Source organism: Streptomyces sp. NPDC031274 (assembly GCF_055570235.1).
On the sequence record NZ_JBVIHP010000029.1, the window covers coordinates 63,463 to 80,258 of the forward strand.

At 70.2% G+C, this 16,796-nt stretch carries 16 protein-coding genes and 1 tRNA gene; 8 read left to right on the plus strand and 9 right to left on the minus strand.

Features of this window, described 5'->3' with window-relative positions; genetic code table 11:
• Together ACZ5CR_RS35550 and ACZ5CR_RS35555 are read right to left on the minus strand one after the other, a co-directional pair.
• On the minus strand, positions 1-594 hold the full coding sequence (locus ACZ5CR_RS35550; protein WP_468865358.1) for a TetR/AcrR family transcriptional regulator: 594 nt from the start codon (positions 592-594) through the stop codon (positions 1-3).
• A complete protein-coding gene (locus ACZ5CR_RS35555) occupies positions 591-2,102 on the minus strand; it encodes a 3-hydroxyacyl-CoA dehydrogenase (protein WP_468865360.1) in 1,512 nt (503 codons plus the stop codon). The genes ACZ5CR_RS35550 and ACZ5CR_RS35555 overlap by 4 nt, the downstream gene beginning before the upstream one ends.
• A 209-nt stretch (positions 2,103-2,311) precedes the next feature.
• Between ACZ5CR_RS35555 and paaN the strand changes: the two genes are divergently transcribed.
• Positions 2,312-4,003 (plus strand): phenylacetic acid degradation protein PaaN, encoded by a 1,692-nt coding sequence (paaN, locus tag ACZ5CR_RS35560; protein WP_468865362.1) that lies wholly within the window; start codon positions 2,312-2,314, stop codon positions 4,001-4,003.
• A 15-nt stretch (positions 4,004-4,018) separates the two neighbouring features.
• On the opposite strand, the gene ACZ5CR_RS35565 is transcribed toward paaN, so the two are convergent.
• From ACZ5CR_RS35565 to ACZ5CR_RS35575, 3 genes are read right to left on the minus strand one after another with little or no spacing between them, the layout of a single operon-like run.
• Positions 4,019-4,798, minus strand: coding sequence for a TrmH family RNA methyltransferase (locus ACZ5CR_RS35565; protein WP_468865365.1), 780 nt, complete (start codon positions 4,796-4,798; stop codon positions 4,019-4,021).
• Between the two features lie 16 nt (positions 4,799-4,814).
• A complete protein-coding gene (locus tag ACZ5CR_RS35570) occupies positions 4,815-6,113 on the minus strand; it encodes an HTTM domain-containing protein (RefSeq protein ID WP_468865367.1) in 1,299 nt (432 codons plus the stop codon).
• Positions 6,110-6,901, minus strand: coding sequence for a DUF5819 family protein (locus ACZ5CR_RS35575; protein WP_468865369.1), 792 nt, complete (start codon positions 6,899-6,901; stop codon positions 6,110-6,112). The genes ACZ5CR_RS35570 and ACZ5CR_RS35575 overlap by 4 nt, the downstream gene beginning before the upstream one ends.
• 225 nt (positions 6,902-7,126) lie before the next feature.
• On the opposite strand from ACZ5CR_RS35575, the gene paaA reads away from it, so the two are divergent.
• The 6 genes from paaA to ACZ5CR_RS35605 all read left to right on the plus strand — a co-directional run bounded on the left by paaA (position 7,127) and on the right by ACZ5CR_RS35605 (position 12,079).
• Positions 7,127-8,125 (plus strand): 1,2-phenylacetyl-CoA epoxidase subunit PaaA, encoded by a 999-nt coding sequence (gene paaA / locus ACZ5CR_RS35580; protein ID WP_468865371.1) that lies wholly within the window; start codon positions 7,127-7,129, stop codon positions 8,123-8,125.
• Positions 8,122-8,412: a 1,2-phenylacetyl-CoA epoxidase subunit PaaB gene (paaB, locus tag ACZ5CR_RS35585; RefSeq protein WP_363210366.1), complete on the plus strand. Its 291-nt coding sequence runs from the start codon at positions 8,122-8,124 to the stop codon at positions 8,410-8,412. Before paaA ends, paaB begins: the two co-directional genes overlap by 4 nt.
• Complete coding sequence (gene paaC, locus ACZ5CR_RS35590) at positions 8,409-9,158, plus strand: 1,2-phenylacetyl-CoA epoxidase subunit PaaC (protein WP_468865373.1); 750 nt, start codon at positions 8,409-8,411, stop codon at positions 9,156-9,158. The genes paaB and paaC overlap by 4 nt, the downstream gene beginning before the upstream one ends.
• A complete protein-coding gene (gene paaD / locus ACZ5CR_RS35595) occupies positions 9,152-9,643 on the plus strand; it encodes a 1,2-phenylacetyl-CoA epoxidase subunit PaaD (protein WP_453536819.1) in 492 nt (163 codons plus the stop codon). The genes paaC and paaD overlap by 7 nt, the downstream gene beginning before the upstream one ends.
• Complete coding sequence (gene paaE, locus ACZ5CR_RS35600; protein WP_468865376.1) at positions 9,643-10,734, plus strand: 1,2-phenylacetyl-CoA epoxidase subunit PaaE; 1,092 nt, start codon at positions 9,643-9,645, stop codon at positions 10,732-10,734. The genes paaD and paaE overlap by 1 nt, the downstream gene beginning before the upstream one ends.
• A gap of 211 nt (positions 10,735-10,945) precedes the next feature.
• Positions 10,946-12,079, plus strand: coding sequence for an acyl-CoA dehydrogenase family protein (locus tag ACZ5CR_RS35605; protein WP_468865378.1), 1,134 nt, complete (start codon positions 10,946-10,948; stop codon positions 12,077-12,079).
• An 83-nt stretch (positions 12,080-12,162) separates the two neighbouring features.
• On the opposite strand, the gene ACZ5CR_RS35610 is transcribed toward ACZ5CR_RS35605, so the two are convergent.
• From ACZ5CR_RS35610 to ACZ5CR_RS35625, 4 genes are all read right to left on the minus strand, one after another.
• Positions 12,163-12,492: a rhodanese-like domain-containing protein gene (locus ACZ5CR_RS35610; RefSeq protein ID WP_468865479.1), complete on the minus strand. Its 330-nt coding sequence runs from the start codon at positions 12,490-12,492 to the stop codon at positions 12,163-12,165.
• A gap of 112 nt (positions 12,493-12,604) precedes the next feature.
• The gene (locus ACZ5CR_RS35615) at positions 12,605-13,486 is read right to left on the minus strand and encodes a J domain-containing protein (protein ID WP_468865380.1); all 882 of its coding nucleotides are present in this window, start codon (positions 13,484-13,486) and stop codon (positions 12,605-12,607) included.
• Positions 13,487-13,623: 137 nt separating this feature from the next.
• Entirely contained in the window at positions 13,624-15,093 is a 1,470-nt protein-coding gene (locus tag ACZ5CR_RS35620; protein WP_468865382.1) for a DUF2252 domain-containing protein, read from the minus strand.
• Positions 15,094-15,382: 289 nt separating this feature from the next.
• Positions 15,383-15,469, minus strand: a tRNA-Leu gene (locus ACZ5CR_RS35625).
• A gap of 412 nt (positions 15,470-15,881) precedes the next feature.
• On the opposite strand from ACZ5CR_RS35625, the gene ACZ5CR_RS35630 reads away from it, so the two are divergent.
• On the plus strand, positions 15,882-16,793 hold the full coding sequence (locus ACZ5CR_RS35630; RefSeq protein WP_468865384.1) for an FhaA domain-containing protein: 912 nt from the start codon (positions 15,882-15,884) through the stop codon (positions 16,791-16,793).
• The last annotated feature ends 3 nt before the right edge of the window (positions 16,794-16,796 follow it).

Sequence of the window (16,796 nt, forward strand, 5' to 3'; positions counted from 1 at the left end):
TCAGCTGCCGCTGCGCAGGCCCGCGAAGGCCAGCTGCACGACGGCGTCGGCGACCTGCTCGCCCGACGAGGCACCACGGGCGTCAGGCTTGTACCACTCCACGATGGAGTTGATCATGCCGAAGAGCAGCCGGGTGGCGAGGCGCAGCTCGACGTCCGAGCGCAGGTCGCCGTCGGCGATGGCCTCCTTGAGCAGATCGGCGACCTGCTGGTCGAACTCCCTGCGCCGCTCCATGGCCCATCGCTCGGTGTCCGTGTTGCCGCGCACGCGAAGCAGCAGCGTCACATAGGGCAGCTCGGCGATCAGCACCTCGACGGTGCGGCGCGTGACGTGCTCCAGGCGCTGCACGGCGGTGCCCACGCGCGCGTGCTCCTCGGCGAGGATCCCGAAGAGCCCGTCGAGCGCCCGGCTCACCGCACGGCGCAGCAGCTCCTCCTTGCCGGACACGTGGTGGTAGATCGAGGACTTGGAGATTCCGGCCGCCTTGGAGAGGTGCTCCATGGACGTGCCGTCGTAACCGCGCTCGTTGAAGACCCGGACCGCCACCGTCAGGAGGGTCTCCGGGGTGTACGTGTCGCGCCGTGCGGTGGTCATGAGTATTCCTCTCGCACGGCCTGACGCCGCAGGGCCTGGGACGGCGCGTAACGCCCGTTCGGGTACTCGTCGTTCAGGAGGTCGAGCGCCTCGGCCACCCGGTAAGCAGTGAGACGACGGCCCCACTCGATCGGACCCAGCGGGTAGTTGACGCCCAGGCGCATGGCGGTGTCGATGTCCTCGGCGTCCGCCACCTCGCGCCCCACGGCGTCGAGGGCGAAGTCGATGAGCATCCACACCGTGCGCGCCACGATCATTCCGGGGGTGCGCCCGATGACGCTGACCTTCTTGCCGAGCGCCTGGAAGAGGCCGGTCGCCTCCTTCAGGGCTTGTTCGTCCACCCTGCTCGACGGGGCGAGGGCGATCCGGGTCGCGGCCCGGTAATCCAGCGCGAGGTCGAAGTGGATCGTGGGTTCCGCCGCCGCGTCGGCCGCGGTTCCGTCGGTCAGGGCGAGCTGCGCGCCACTGGGGAGCTCGATGAAGCCGGGGTAGCTCGGGACGCCCTTCCCACGGCTCACCCGGATGCCCGCCTTCCTGATCAGGTCGACGAGCGCGTCCGCCGGGAAGAGGTCTCCGTGCAGGGCGACGGACTCCGGGGCCTTCGCGGGCGCTGCCGTGTGCGGCTCCGGGCGCGGTGCGTCGTCGCCGTACGCGTACCAGCCCTGCCCCGACTTGCGGCCCAGACGACGAGATTCGACGAGCCGGCGCTGGGCGAGCGACGGCGTGAACTTGGGGTCCTGGAAGAAGGACTCCCACACGGAGCGGGTGACGGCCTCGTTCACGTCCTGGCCGATGAGGTCGGTGAGCTCGAAGGGGCCCATCTTGAAGCCACCTGATTCGCGCAGGACGGCATCGATGGTGGCCGGGTCGGCGGCGCGCTCCTCGTGGAGGCGCAGCGCCTCGGCGTAGAAGGGGCGGGCGATCCGGTTGACGATGAAGCCGGGGGTGTCCGCGCTGCGCACCGGGCTCTTGCCCCAGGACCGCGCCGTCTCGTACGCGCGCGTGGCGGCCGTTTCGTCGGTCGCGGAGCCGCTGACGACCTCGACGAGGGGGAGGAGCGGCGCCGGATTGAAGAAGTGCAGTCCGACGAAGCGGCCGGGCTTCTCGAGCGCGCCCGCGATGGCGGTGACGGAGAGGGAGGACGTGTTGGTGGCGAGGAGACAGTCCTCGTCGACGACCTTTTCCAGCTCCTCGAAGAGGCTCTGCTTGACGGGAAGTTGCTCCAGGATCGCCTCAATGACGAGTCCGCACCCGGCAAGATCGGCGATGCTGTCGACCGGTGTGATCCGGCTCCCGGCGGCGGACCGGTCGTCGGCGGTGAGCCTGCCCTTCTCGACGAGCCGGTCCAGGCGTGCGCCGATCGCGGCTGCCGCGGTCTTCGCCTGGCCCTCCACGGCGTCGTACAGCCGCACGGGGTGGCCGGCCAGCAGGGCGACCTGGGCTATGCCCTGTCCCATGGTGCCGGTGCCGACCACGGCCACGGGGCTGCTGAGCTCGAGTGCTGTCATGCTCGCGATCCTCCCGCACGAGATGTCCGCCGGAGGGCGCGGGGGTGCCCGGCGAGAAGTTGTCCACAGGTTCGGCGGACCCCCTTGTCCCGACCGATCGTTCGGTTACTCTAGCTCTGTCTGTCTGTTGCTGCCCACTGCTCCTGCCCACCGCCCTGCCCAGCTCGCCGGCTCGACGAAGAGCCGGCTCGACGAGGAGTTGGTCCGATATGGCCGCCGAACTCACCGCGCACCAGCTGATCGCCACGCACCGGCCCACGCTCGACCAAGCGCTGGAAACGATCCGCACGCGCGCGTACTGGTCACCGCACCCCGAGCACCCCAAGGCCTATGGAGAGAACGGCAGCCTGAGCCTGCCCGAGGGCAAATCCGCCTTCGACGCCCTCCTGGGCAGCCGCTTCGACCTCGACCAGCCGGGCACGGACGACTGGACAGGCGCGGAAGTCTCGCCGTACGGAACCGAGTTGGGCATCACGTACCCCCACCCGGACATCGACACGCTGCTGCCCGCGATGCGCGCCGGAATGCGCGCCTGGCGCGAGGCGGGCGCGGAAGTGCGCGCGATGGTCTGTCTGGAGATCCTGTCGCGCATCAGCGCCCGCACGCACGAGATGGCGCACGCGGTCATGCACACCAGCGGCCAGGCCTTCATGATGGCCTTCCAGGCAGGCGGACCGCACGCCCAGGACCGCGGCCTCGAAGCGGTGGCGTACGCGTACGTCGAGCAGGCGCGCACCCCTGACGCCGCCGAGTGGTCCAAGCCCCAGGGCAAGCGCGACCCGATCGCCCTGGACAAGCGCTTCACGCCCGTGGCGCGCGGCATCGCGCTCCTGATCGGCTGCAACACGTTCCCGACGTGGAACGGCTACCCGGGCCTTTTCGCCTCCCTGGCCACCGGCAACCCGGTCCTGGTCAAGCCCCACCCGCGTGCGGTGCTGCCGCTCGCGCTGACGGTGCGTGTCGCGCGCGAGGTCCTCGCCGACGCGGGCTTCGACCCGAACCTGGTGTGCCTGGCTGCCGAGCGGCCGGACGAAGGCATCGCCAAGACCCTCGCCGTCCGCCCCGAGATCAAGATCATCGACTACACGGGCTCGACGGCCTTCGGTGACTGGCTGGAGGCCAACGCCCGCCAGGCGCAGGTCTACACGGAGAAGGCCGGCGTGAACACGGTCGTCGTCGACTCGACGGACAACTACAAGGGGATGCTGTCCAACCTGGCCTTCTCCTTGTCGCTGTACAGCGGCCAGATGTGTACGACCCCGCAGAACCTCCTGATCCCCCGGGACGGCATCGCGACCGACGCCGGAGCCAAGTCGTACGACGACGTGGTGTCCGACCTCGCCGCATCGGTGAACGGCCTGCTCGGCGACGACGCCCGGGCGAACGGCATCCTCGGCGCCCTCGTGAACCCGGACGTGAAGGCCCGCCTTGAGGCCGCGGCGGGGCTCGGCGAAGTGGCTCTCTCCTCACGGGAGATCAGCAACCCCGAGTTCCCGGACGCCGTGGTCCGCACCCCGGTGATCGTCAAGCTGGACGGCGCGAAGCCGGACGCCGAGGCGGTCTATCTGAACGAGTGCTTCGGTCCCGTCTCCTTCGCCGTCGCGGTCGACTCCTCCGCGGACGCCGTGGAGTTGCTGCGCCGCACGGTGCGCGACAAGGGCGCGATGACGGTCGGCGCGTACACGACGTCGGACGAGGTGTCCGGCGCCGTTGAGGAGACCTGCCTGGAGGAGTGCGCCCAGCTCTCCTTGAACCTCACGGGCGGCGTCTATGTGAACCAGACAGCCGCGTTCTCGGACTTCCACGGCTCGGGCGGCAACCCGGCGGCGAACGCCGCCCTGTGCGACGGCGCCTTCGTGGCCAACCGCTTCCGGGTGGTGGAGGTGCGCAGGGACGCCTGACGCCTCACGGCGGGTTCAGGCCTCCGCACCCGGAGGCCTGCCCGCCGACCAGTGGAAGAGCGTCATCCCGACGCTGGTGGCCAGGTTGTAGCTGGAGACCTGGGGCCGCATCGGCAGCGAGACCAAGTGGTCGGCGCGCTCCCGCAGCTGCCCGGACAGGCCGCTGCGCTCGGACCCGAAGGCCAGCACGGCGTCGTCCGGCAGCTTGAGGCCGCGGATGTCCTCGCCCTCCGCGTCGAGCGCGAACACCGGCCCCGGCGGCAGCTCGGAGACGTCCGTCCGCTCGACGGCCGTGGCGAAGTGCAGGCCGGCGCCGCCGCGTACGACCGTGGGGTGCCAGGGGTCGACCGTGCCGGTCGTGACGACACCCGTCGCCCCGAACCCCGCCGCGAGCCGGATCACGGCCCCGGCGTTGCCCAGGTTGCGGGGGTCGTCGAGGACGACGACGGGCGCGGTCCTCGGCATGCGGGCCAGCGCGTCGAGATTGGCCGTACGGGAAGGGCGTACCGCGAGAGCGGCCACTTTGGTGGGATGCAGACGCGGCACAAGGGCGCGCAGAGCCGTGTCCGGGACCTGGACCAGGAGCGCGTCGAGTGCTTCCCTCACATCCGGCGCGAGCTCGTCGGCGAGGGCGAGTACAGCGGCCCTGTCGTCGGCCAACGCCGAGGGGATCACCGCTCCGAAGCGCAGCGCGTGCTTGATGGCGTGGAAGCCGTCGAGGAGCACGGAGGTGTCCGCGATCCCCCGCCAGGCGCGCACGGCATCGTCCGGATCACGCTGGTGCGTCCCGCTCATCCCGCGTACGTCCCGTTCATGAGGGGAAGCCTACGCGCGCGTGCTCGGTGGATTCCGGGGCCGGTTCCTCGTCCGCCCCGCGCTGTCCCGGCACCGTGCCACCGCGCGAGAACCGCGAAAACCGTGAGAACAGCGCTCCACGCGCGCGCGTCGTCCATTCCCCGACGCGCCGCAGGAACGACGTCGGCAGGAACACCGCGTCTGCCGCGATCATCGCGAGCGAGAAGAACGGCAGGCCGAGGACGACCGCGATGACCGCGTGCTCGCAGATCATGGCGGCGAGCAGGACGTTCTTGACGCGCCTGTTGAAAAGGGTGAAGGGGAAGGCGACCTGTACGGCGACCGTCCCGTACGTCACCAGCATCACCATGAGGCCGTGCGAGGCGAGCAGGTCGGAGAGCGCGGGCCAGGGGGAGAAGTAGTCGAGGCGCAGCGGGTAGTAGATGGCCGTGCCGTCCTGCCAGCGGCTGCCCTGGATCTTGTACCAGCCGGCCGTCGCGTAGATCAGACACGCCTCGACCATGATCACAAGGAGCGCGGCGTTGTGCGCGAGCTTGACGACGACGTCGAGCAGCTTGTGCGCCTCGCCGTCGGGCGCGCGCCGTCCGACGGCCCACCACAGACCGTGCGCCAGCCACAGTCCCCAGAAGACCAGCGACCATCCCCCGCTGAGCTCCCCCATGAACGTCACCACGCTGAGGCCGAGCCCAAGGACCCACCACAGCACGGGCCCGACCCTGTCGACGGGCGGCTCAGCCGCCTTCCCCTGCTCGACCGGTGTCTTCCCCTGCTCTACCGGCGTCTCCCCGGGTTGCTCCACCGATGCCGCACGCGCGCGTGCACGTGCGGCGCGCCGGGCGTCGAGCGACCAGACCTGGCCGCAGCGCGTGAACACCAGATAGGTCGCCATGAGGTGGATGACGTTGTCGCCGCCGTCGCCCATGAAAATGGAGCGGTTCTGCAGCGAGAGCACCCCGATCATGAAGATCACGGACATCGTGCGGGTGCGCCAGCCGAGCATCAGCAGGGCGCTGCTCAAGATGGCGAGCGCATAGACGGTCTCGAACCAGATGCGCCCGTCGGACCACATCAAGGCCGTGAAGGCGTCGTTCTCCGCGATGAGCTGTTGGGCCATGTCCCAGTTCCACGGGCTGTCGGGCCCGTAGAGCTCGTGGCGGTTGGGGAGTTCGCGCAGCAGGAAGAGCAGCCAGGTGGCGGCGAACCCGATGCGGATCACGGCGGTCTGGCGGGGCCCGAGAGCGGACGAGGTGATCCGCTCGATGCCGCGCCCGAGCTGGGAGCCGAAGCGGTTCATCGGGCGTCCCCCTCGGACTCCTGGGCCTTGCCCAGGGGCATGTCGTCGGGCGTCACGGACCACCACGACAACTGGCGGAGCACCGGTTTGGTGTTGACCTTCTCGTCGCTCCACTCGGGAGCGGTCACGTTCGTGGTCTTGGAGCGGACCTGGACGCGCTCGATGGTGGCGCCGCGCCCCATCGGCTCCTCGCGCTCGACGCGCATCACCACGATGCGGCGGATGTAGCGCTCCGAGAGCTCCCCGCGCAGGCCGCGGGGACGATTCTGCGCGTCGTGCGCCCCCACGTAGAAGTCCCAGGCCCTTCGCAGTTCGTTCTGCTGCGTGTGGCTGGGCAGCAGATTCCCGTCGATGGCGGCGCCGTCGCGCGCGGAGAGGTCGTACCAGCCGGTGGTCCGGGCGGTTCCGTCATCCGTACGGATCTCGGCGCGGGCCTGCACCGCGATGTTCTGCTGCATCGGGTTGGGCGCGAAGAGCTTCCAGTTCTGTTCGAACTCGGGGTAGATCCAGTCGTCGACGACCTGCCCGTGCTGCTTGGTCATGGTGTTCGCGGGGGCGACGTGCAGGAAGAGCATCCCGGCGTGGACGCAGGCCGTGACGGCGATGAGCGCCATCGCGAGCGCGCCCGCGACCTGGTAGCGGGGGGAGAGGGCGGCGAGGCCGGTGCGCTGCGGGGGCACGGCCGCGGTATCGGGGGGCGACGGGGCGTCGAGGGGTGGGGTCGGCGGCCCGTTCGGGTCGGCGGGTGGGATCGGCGGCTCGTTCGCGTTGTTGTCGATCGCGTCCATTCCGCCCCGATTCCCGATCCCGGACGGTGGTGCGCCCATCGGCCCGCCCGTCACACGGCTCTCTACCGCCCGCTTCGCACCGGAACGGTACTCATGCCTGCGCGCCAGGCACAGCGTCCGTGAAGTTATCCACAGGGTTGACACCTTATGGCGCTGAGCCGCACCATTGAATTCCACGAACCGAACGATCGGTCGGTAGCTAGCTAGAGGTCGAGGGGGACCGCGATGGCGACAGCAGCCGAGCATCAGACGGCCCGGTCCGAGCCGGACCGGGCAGCGGCCGACGCCGCACGCACAGCGGCGCACGAATCCGCTTTCGACGCCGCGGTCGCGGCCGACGAGCGCATCGAGCCGCGCGACTGGATGCCCGACGCCTATCGCGCCTCGCTGGTCAGGCAGATAGCGCAGCACGCCCACTCCGAGATCATCGGCATGCAGCCGGAAGCCAACTGGATCACGCGCGCACCGTCCCTGCGGCGCAAGGCGATCCTGATGGCCAAGGTGCAGGACGAGGCCGGCCACGGCCTGTACCTGTACAGCGCGGCCGAGACCCTCGGCGCCAGCCGCGACGAGCTGCTCGACAAGCTGCACTCGGGCCGCCAGAAGTACTCGTCGATCTTCAACTACCCGACGCTGACCTGGGCGGACGTCGGCGCGATCGGCTGGCTGGTGGACGGCGCCGCGATCACGAACCAGGTCCCGCTGTGCCGCTGTTCGTACGGGCCCTATGCCCGCGCGATGGTCCGCGTCTGCAAAGAGGAGTCGTTCCACCAGCGCCAGGGGTATGAATCGCTGCTCGCCCTCAGCCGGGGCACCGAGGCCCAGCACGCGATGGCGCAGGACGCGGTGGACCGCTGGTGGTGGCCGTCCCTGATGATGTTCGGTCCGCCCGACGACGAGTCGTCGCACTCGGAGCAGTCGATGATCTGGAAGATCAAGCGCCACTCGAACGACGAGCTGCGCCAGCGCTTCGTGGACATCTGCGTCCCCCAGGCCGAGTCGCTCGGACTCACCCTCCCCGACCCGGACCTCGTGTGGAACGAGGAGCGGGGACAGCACGACTTCGGAGCGATCGACTGGACGGAGTTCTGGGCGGTCCTCAAGGGCAACGGCCCCTGCAACGACCAGCGGATCACCCAGCGCAGGACCGCGCACGAAGAAGGCGCGTGGGTGCGCGAGGCAGCGGCGGCGTTCGCCGCCAAGCACGGGGAGGCGAAGGCATGAGCAGCTCGACCGAATGGCCGCTGTGGGAGGTGTTCGTGCGCTCCCGCCGCGGGCTCTCCCACACCCACGCGGGCAGCCTGCACGCACCGGACGCCGAGATGGCCTTGCGCAACGCCCGCGATCTGTACACCCGCAGAAGCGAAGGCGTCTCGATCTGGGTCGTGCCGTCCACGCAGATCACCGCCTCCTCGCCCGACGAGAAGGACTCCTTCTTCGAACCGGCGGGCGACAAGCCCTACCGCCACCCGACCTTCTACGACATCCCGGACGGGGTGAAGCACCTGTGACCACGCCACTGACCCTCACGGCCACCGCCACCGCCCTCGCCCTGGGCGATGACGCGCTGGTGCTCTCGCACCGGCTGGGGGAGTGGGCGGGCCACGCACCCGTCCTCGAAGAAGAGGTCGCCCTCGCGAACATCGCCCTCGACCTGCTCGGCCAGGCACGCGTCCTGCTCTCCCTGGCGGGGGACGAGGACGAACTGGCCTATCTGCGCGAGGAGCGCGCCTTCCGCAACCTCCAGCTGGTCGAGCAGCCGAACGGCGACTTCGCCCACACCATCGCCCGCCAGCTCTATTTCTCCACCTACCAGACCCTGTTGTACGGCCAGTTGGCGAGCGGAGACAGCACGTTCGCCCCGCTGGCGGCGAAGGCGGTCAAGGAAGTCGCCTATCACCAGGATCACGCGGAGCAGTGGACGCTGCGGCTCGGTGACGGGACGGCGGAGAGTCATGAGCGGATGCAGAGCGGTCTTGACGCGCTCTGGAGGTTCACCGGGGAGATGTTCCAGCCGGTGGAGGGCCTCGACAGCGCGCACGGCGCCCAAGGCGTCGACTCGCAGGCGCTGCGCGAGAGCTGGACGGCCTCGGTGACCGCCGTCGTGGAGAAGGCGACCCTGACCGTGCCCACCGGTCCGCAGGAAGGCGCCTGGGCCGCGGGCGCGGGCCGCCAGGGCCTGCACACCGAATCCTTCGGGCGGATGATCGCCGAGATGCAGCACCTGCACCGCAGCCACCCGGGGGCGTCATGGTGACCACCGCCCTGGAGGAAGAGCTCCTGGCCCTCGCGGGCTCCGTGCCCGACCCGGAGCTGCCGGTCATCACGCTCGCCGAGCTCGGGGTCCTGCGCGGCGTTCACGTCCGTGGCATCGGCAAGGTCGATGTCGAGCTGACCCCCACGTACACCGGCTGCCCGGCCATAGAGGCCATGACCGCCGACATCGAGCAGGTGCTGCGCGAGCGCGGCATGGCAGAGATCTCCGTGCACACCGTGCTCTCCCCCGCCTGGTCGACGGACGACATCAGCGCCGAGGGCCGCCGCAAACTGGCGGAGTTCGGCATCGCGCCACCGCGCCCGCACAGCACAGGCGAGCCGATACCGCTCACCCTCTCGGTCCGCTGCCCGCACTGCGGCTCGACCGACACCGAACTGCTCAGCCGCTTCTCGTCGACGGCCTGCAAGGCCCTGCGCCGCTGCGTCGCCTGCCGTGAACCGTTCGACCACTTCAAGGAGTTGTGATGGCACGCTTCCACCAGCTCCGGGTAGCGGCGGTCGAGCGGCTCACCGACGATTCCGTGACACTGACCTTCGAGGTGCCGCCCGCCCTGCGCGAGCAGTACGTGTACGCACCGGGCCAGCACCTGGCCGTCCGCCGTTTCGTCGACGGCACCGAGATCCGGCGTACGTACTCGATCTGCGCCCCCGCGCCCCACCCCGATCGCCCGTCGGAGCCGCGGACCCTGCGGGTCGGGGTGCGCTTCGTCGAAGGCGGCGCCTTCTCGACGTACGCCCTGAAGGAAGTCGCCGTCGGCGATGAGCTGGAGGTGATGACCCCGGGCGGGCGCTTCACGCTGGATCCGGCGCCCGGGCACTATGCGGCGGTGGTCGGCGGCAGCGGGATCACGCCGGTGCTCTCCATCGTCACGACGCTCCTGGAGCGCGAACCGAGCGCCACGTTCTGCCTCATCCGCAGCGACCGCACGGCCGCGTCGACGATGTTCCTGGAGGAGGTCGCCGACCTCAAGGACCGCTGGCCGGACCGGTTCCAGCTGGTCACGGTGCTCTCCCGGGAGGAGCAGCAGTCGGGGCTCGACTCCGGACGGCTCGACGAGGAGAGGCTCGGCAAGCTGCTGCCCGCGCTCCTGCCCGTCGAGGAGGTCTCGGGCTGGTTCCTGTGTGGTCCGTTCGGTCTGGTGCAGGGAGCGGAGAAGACACTGCGCCGCCTGGGCGTGACACGTCAGCGCATCCACGAGGAGATATTCCACGTGGACGACGGCCTCACCTCACCGGCGCTCGCCTCACAGTCGACCGCCGCCCTACCGACCGCCCCCGCGCACAGCACCGTGACGGTGACACTCGACGGGCGCTCAGGCACCTGGCCGGTCCAGGAAGGGGAGTCCTTGCTGGACACGGTGCTGCGCAACCGCGCGGACGCGCCGTACGCCTGCAAGGGCGGGGTGTGCGGGACCTGCCGGGCCTTCCGCGTCTCGGGCGAGGTGCGGATGAACCGCAACTTCGCGCTGGAGCCGGAGGAGACGGAGGCGGGGTATGTGCTCGCGTGCCAGTCCCATCCGGCCACGGACACGGTGGAGTTGGACTTCGACCGCTGACACCTGCACGGCTGCCGTCACTGTCCACTTCGCCGCTCCGTTCGCTGCCCCTCCGCCGCTCCGTTCGCTGCCCCTCAGCCGTTCCGTTCGCTGCCCCCTTCGCTGTTCCCTTCCCGTAGAACCTGTTCTATCTTGACGACCCGTCAGGAACGGCGGGCGTACGGGCGTAGTGGAGACAGAGCCGTCGGGCCGGTGCACGGGAGGACAAGCAGTGGACTTCACCTTCACCGAGGAACAGCAGGCGGCCGTCGAGGCGGCGAAGGCGCTCTTCGCGTCCGTAGCACCCGACGGGGTGCCGAGCCCGGCCCTCGTGCCGGGCGCCGTCGCCGAGGACTTCGACCGCGCGCTGTGGGCCAAGCTCGCCGGATCCGACCTGCTGAGCCTGCTCATCGAACCCGAGCACGGCGGTGCGGGCCTGGACGCCATCGCCCTCTGCCTGGTCCTGCGCGAGTCGGCGAAGAAGCTCGCCCGGGTTCCGCTCCTGGAGAGCAGCGCGGCCGTGTATGCCGTGCAGAGGTACGGCGACGAGGCATTGAAGCAGCGGATTCTGCCCGGGGCCGCCCGCGGAGAGCTCGTCCTGACTGTCGCGGCGAACGGCCGCAGCGGACACGACCCCGCCGAACTGTCCGTCACCGCACGGCAGGACGGCGACAGCTGGCTGCTCGACGGCACACAGACCGCCGTGCCCTGGGCACAGAACGCCGACTTCATCGTGGTGCCCGCCCACACATCCGCCGGCCGGACCGTCCTCGCCCTGATCCCCCGCGTGCACGAAGGCCTCACCCTCGCCGAGCAGGTGTCCACGAGCGGTGAGCGCCTCGGCGAGCTCAGTCTGGATTCCGTGCGGATCGGCGGCGGCGACGTCATCGAGGCCGACGGGGCCTGGGACTGGCTGCGCGATCTGCTCGCCACCGGGACCTGCGCGCTCGCGCTCGGCCTCGGCGAGGGTGTGCTGAGCATGACCAGCGAATACACCAGCAAGCGCGAGCAGTTCGGCTTCCCTGTCGCCACCTTCCAGGCCGTGGCGGTTCAGGCGGCCGACCGTTACATCGACCTGCGCGCGATGGAGGTCACCCTCTGGCAGGCCGCCTGGCGCATCAGCTCGGGCGCGAGCGGCGCGCTGCCCGTCACCGGAGACGTGGCCGTCGCCAAGATCTGGGCGTCGGACGGCGTACGCAGAGTCGTGCAGACGGCGCAGCACCTGCACGGCGGCTTCGGTTCCGACACCGACTATCCCCTACACCGCTACCACGCGTGGGCCAAGCAGTTGGAGCTGTCCCTCGGCCCGGCCGCAGCGCACGAGGAGGCCCTGGGCGACCTGCTCGCCGCCCACCCGCTCGGCTGAGACGGCGCCAGGTATCCCCCGGCATCCCCGGACATCCCAGGTATCCCCAGGCGCCCTCGGACATCCCGGATATCACCAGGTATCTAGATCACGGTGCCCGGCTGACCCTTGTCGTCGATCACGGGGCGCCCCGCGGCCTCCCAGCTCTGCATACCGCCGTCGACGTTCACCGCGTCGATACCCTGCTGGAGGAGGTACGTGGCGACCTGCGCCGAGCGTCCACCGACCCGGCAGATGACATTGACCTTGCCGTCCTGCGGGGCGGCCTCGGTCAACTCGCCGTAGCGGGAGACGAACTCGCTCATCGGGATGTGCAGCGCGCCCTCGGCGTGACCCGCCTGCCATTCCTCGTCCTCACGGACGTCGAGCAGAAAGTCGCCGCCAGTGAGGTCGCCGACGCCGACCGTGGGCACGTGAGATCCGAAAGCCATGCCCTGACGCTACCCGACGGTCTGAGAAATCGGCCAAGAGGCTAACGCCGCCGCCAATGACGCCGCCGACGACGTCGACTAAAACCGCGGCCGACTAAGAGGTGGTCAGCCGCGCAAGCTCGGCCTCGCGCTCGGTGACCTGCGCGAGCAACTGCTCGGCGATCTCTTCGAGAAGCTGGTCCGGATCGTCCGGCGCCATCCGCAGCATCGCGCCGATCGCACCCTCCTCCAGCTCCCGGGCGATCACGGTGAGCAGCTCCTTGCGCTGGGCGAGCCACTCCAGGCGTGCGTAGAGCTCTTCGCTCTTGTTCGGCCACTGCCGCTCGGCCACGGGGCCGGCGGCCCACTCTTCGGACAGCTCCCGCAGCAAGGCCTCGTCCCCACGGGCGTACGCGGCGTTCACCCGCGTGATGAACTCGTCGCGGCGGGCGCGCTCCCGGTCGTCCTGGGCCAGGTCGGGGTGGGACTTGCGGACGAGCTCGCGGTAGAGCTTGCGGGCCTCGTCGCTCGGCCGCACCCGCTGCGGCGGCCGCACCGACTGATCGGTCAGCATCGCGGCGGCCTCCGGATAGAGACCCTCGCCGTCCATCCAGCCGTGGAACAGCTCCTCGACACCCGGCATCGGCATGACCCGCGCCCGCGCCTCGTCCGCCTTGCGCCGGTCCTCCGGGTCACCGCTCCGGGCCGCGAGGGCCTCGGCGATCTCCGCGTCCAGCTCGTCCAGGCGCGCGTACATCGGGCCGAGCTTCTGGTGGTGGAGCCGGGAGAAGTTCTCCACCTCGACCCGGAAAGTCTCGACGGCGATCTCGTACTCGATCAGCGCCTGCTCGGCCACCCGGACCGCCTTCTCCAGACGGTCCTCGGGCCGCGCGGCGCCGCCCTGCCCCGCCGCCCCGTCAGGGGCTTCGCGACCAGCGGTCACAGGATCGGGATCAGGCGTCTGGGGCTGCGTCGGCTCGGTTTCCGGGGTCGTCACCCGTCCAGCGTAGGCCACCGTGACACGGCCCCGGCCGCACGGCATCCAGCCCCCGCCCCGCACCGCTCAGCCCCCGGCACACACTCCGCCCCACACCCCGCCTACCCGCTGCCGCTCCCCGCGGCCGCCCCTCGGCCTCATACCCCCGCCTCCGCAGCCACCCGCCCTTCCTTGACCGCACGCACCAGCTCCCCGTGGTCCGCCTCCGTCCGGTTCGCGTACGTCACCGCGAACGCCGCCACCGCCGTGTCCAGCTCGTCGTTCTTCCCGACGTACCCGGCGACGAGCCGCGGATCGGCGCTGTGCGCGTGCGCGCGGGCCAGCAGGGCCCCGGTCATCCGGCCGTAGTCGTCGATCTGGTCGGCTGCGAGCGCCACCGGGTCCACGCTGCCCTTGCGGTTCCTGAACTGCCGTACCTGGAAGGCCCGCCCGGCCACCGTCGTCCATCCAAGGAGGAAGTCGCTGACCACCTGCATCCGCTTCTGCCCGAGCACCACCCGGTGCCCCTCGTGCGCGACCTCCGGCACCGCGAAGCCCGCCATGGGCAGATGCGGAAGCAGTACGGAGGGCCGCGCCTCCTTGACCTGGAGCACCAGCGGCTCGCCCCGGTGGTCGAGCAGCAGCACGACATACGACCGCAGGCCCACACTGCCCGTGCCCACGACGCGGAAGGCCACGTCCTGGATCGCGTACCGCGCGAGCAGCGGCAGCCGGTCCTCGGACAGCGTGCCCACATACTCGCCGAGCGCGGAGGCGACCTCCTCCACCTCCGCGTCCGGTATCCGCCGCAGCACCGGCGGTGCGTCGACGAAGCGCCGACGCCCCGCACGGCCGTCCTCGCCATCGACGCGCTCGGTCGATTTGGCGGCGAACCGGGCGCTCGTGTTCTGCCGGGCCTTCTCGGAGACGCTCTCCAGGGTGCCGAGCAGGTCCCGTGCGTCCGTGTGCGAGACCAACTCCTCGTCCGCGATGGCGTTCCACGCGTCGAGCGCCGGAAGCTTCGCGAGCAGCCGCATCGTGCGGCGGTAGGACCCCACCGCGGCGAACGCCGCTTCCCGGCAGACGTCCTCGCTCGCCCCCGCCTCGCGCCCCGCGAGCACGAGGGATGCCGCGAGCCGCTTCACGTCCCACTCCCAGGGCCCGTGCCCCGTCTCGTCGAAATCGTTCAGATCGATGATCAGGCCGCCCCGCGCGTCCGCGTACAGGCCGAAGTTCCCCGCGTGCGCGTCGCCGCATATCTGGGCGCCTATCCCCGTCACCGGGGTCCGCGCGAGGTCGTACGCCATCAGACCGGCGGATCCGCGCAGGAAGGCGAAGGGCGAAGCGGCCATCCTGCCCATCCGGATCGGCGTGAGCTCGGGGAGCCTGCTGCGGTTGGTTTCTTCCACGGCCTCGACCGGATCGGGCCGCCCTTCGTCCTCGGCGAACCACTCGTGCGAGGCGCGGCTGACCCGCTCGCGCAGCGCCTTGCCCGCCCTCTTCGGCGAAACCCCGGAAACCCCCGAGCCCGCCGAATCCCCCGAACCCGCCGGGTCCGCAGACTCCTGCGAGGCCCACTCCGCGAACCCCTTCACGTACGGCAGCCGCGCACCGTTGATCCCCGCCATGACCACCCCCACCGTCCAGACCGTCACACCGTCACAGGCGGCCCTACATGGGCCTCACCTGGCATGAAGGTACCGCCGGGCGCCAATCGGCGTCAGAGCCTGTGGACAACCCACAACCTGTGGACAACTCGGCACACCGAACAGCCGCTCGTGACATACATCACCAAGCCGGAGCGGCCTGAACAAGCGCAAGCGGAGCGCCCCGGAACACGTAAGGAAACCGGCACCCCGGCACAACGAGAAGCGGGCCCCCACCAGGACTTTCATCCTGGTGGAGACCCGCTCCACATGGTGCGCGAGGGGGGAGTTGAACCCCCACGCCCTTTCGGGCACTGGAACCTGAATCCAGCGCGTCTGCCTATTCCGCCACCCGCGCATGGGTGTTGTCTTGGGTCTCTCACCGCTTCGTGCCGCTTGTTGCGAACACTGTTCGGTGCGAGCGCCTTCCGACATCCAGAAGATTAGCACGCTGCCGGGGGTGGATTCACATCCGTATTCGGGGGCACCTGCCCAGGTGATCCGCCGAGATCCGGGCCCGGCCGACCGACTTCCGCCGTACTCGGCGAAGCTGCACAGCCGGGTGCGGGACACTGGTTTGAGGCCCCCTCTACGATCCCTGTCAGAGGAGCCTGAGAGGAACCCGGAAGGATCCCGGAACCCTGGCGCGGGCATGCCTTGTGAGAGGCGACACTCATCGACTGGGCGGACAGGGGGAACCAGCCGATTTCCCGGTGCGTGGATACGATCAGTAAGCAGTACCAGGATGGCTACGACGGAGGAGGTGCCCCATGGGAGTCATGAAGAAGTTCGAACAGCGACTCGAAGGTCTCGTCAACGGCACCTTCGCCAAGGTGTTCAAGTCCGAGGTCCAGCCCGTCGAGATCGCCGGCGCCCTGCAGCGCGAGTGCGACAACAACGCGACGATCTGGAACCGCGAGCGGACCGTCGTCCCCAATGACTTCATCGTGGAACTCAGCGCGCCCGACTTCGAACGTCTGAGCCCCTACTCGGGACAGCTCGGCGACGAACTCTCCGGGATGGTGCGCGAGTACGCCAAGCAGCAGCGGTACAGCTTCATGGGCCCCATCAAGGTCCACCTGGAGAAGGCCGAGGACCTCGACACGGGTCTGTACCGAGTGCGCAGCCGCACGCTCGCGTCCAGCACGTCGCAGAGCCCGGAGCACGCCCCCGGCGGCCCTACAGGCCCCTCGGGCCCCTCAGGCCCGAGCGCCGGTCAGAGCCCCGCCAGGCCCCCCGCGGGCGGCGCAGGCGGCGGCTACGGCTACCCACAGCCCCCTCAGCCCTCCAGCGCGCCTCCCCCCATGCCCGCCGCGCCGCCCCCAGGCGGCCGTCCCGGCGGGGCCTCACCGGCACCGAGCCGCCCCCAGGGGCCCGGCGCCGGGCCTCTTCCGGGTGCGCAGGTACGGCGCTGGATCGAGATCAACGGCAATCGCCATCAGATCTCCCGCCCGACGCTGGTGCTGGGTCGCAGCACCGACGCCGATGTGCGGATCGACGACCCCGGCGTATCGCGCCGGCACTGTGAGATCCGGACCGGAACGCCCTCGACGATCCAGGATCTCGGGTCTACCAACGGCATCGTGGTAGACGGGCAGCACACCACCCGCGCTACGCTCCGCGACGGCTCGCGGATCGTCGTGGGCCAAACCACCATCGTTTATCGGCAAGCCGAAGGGTGAAGC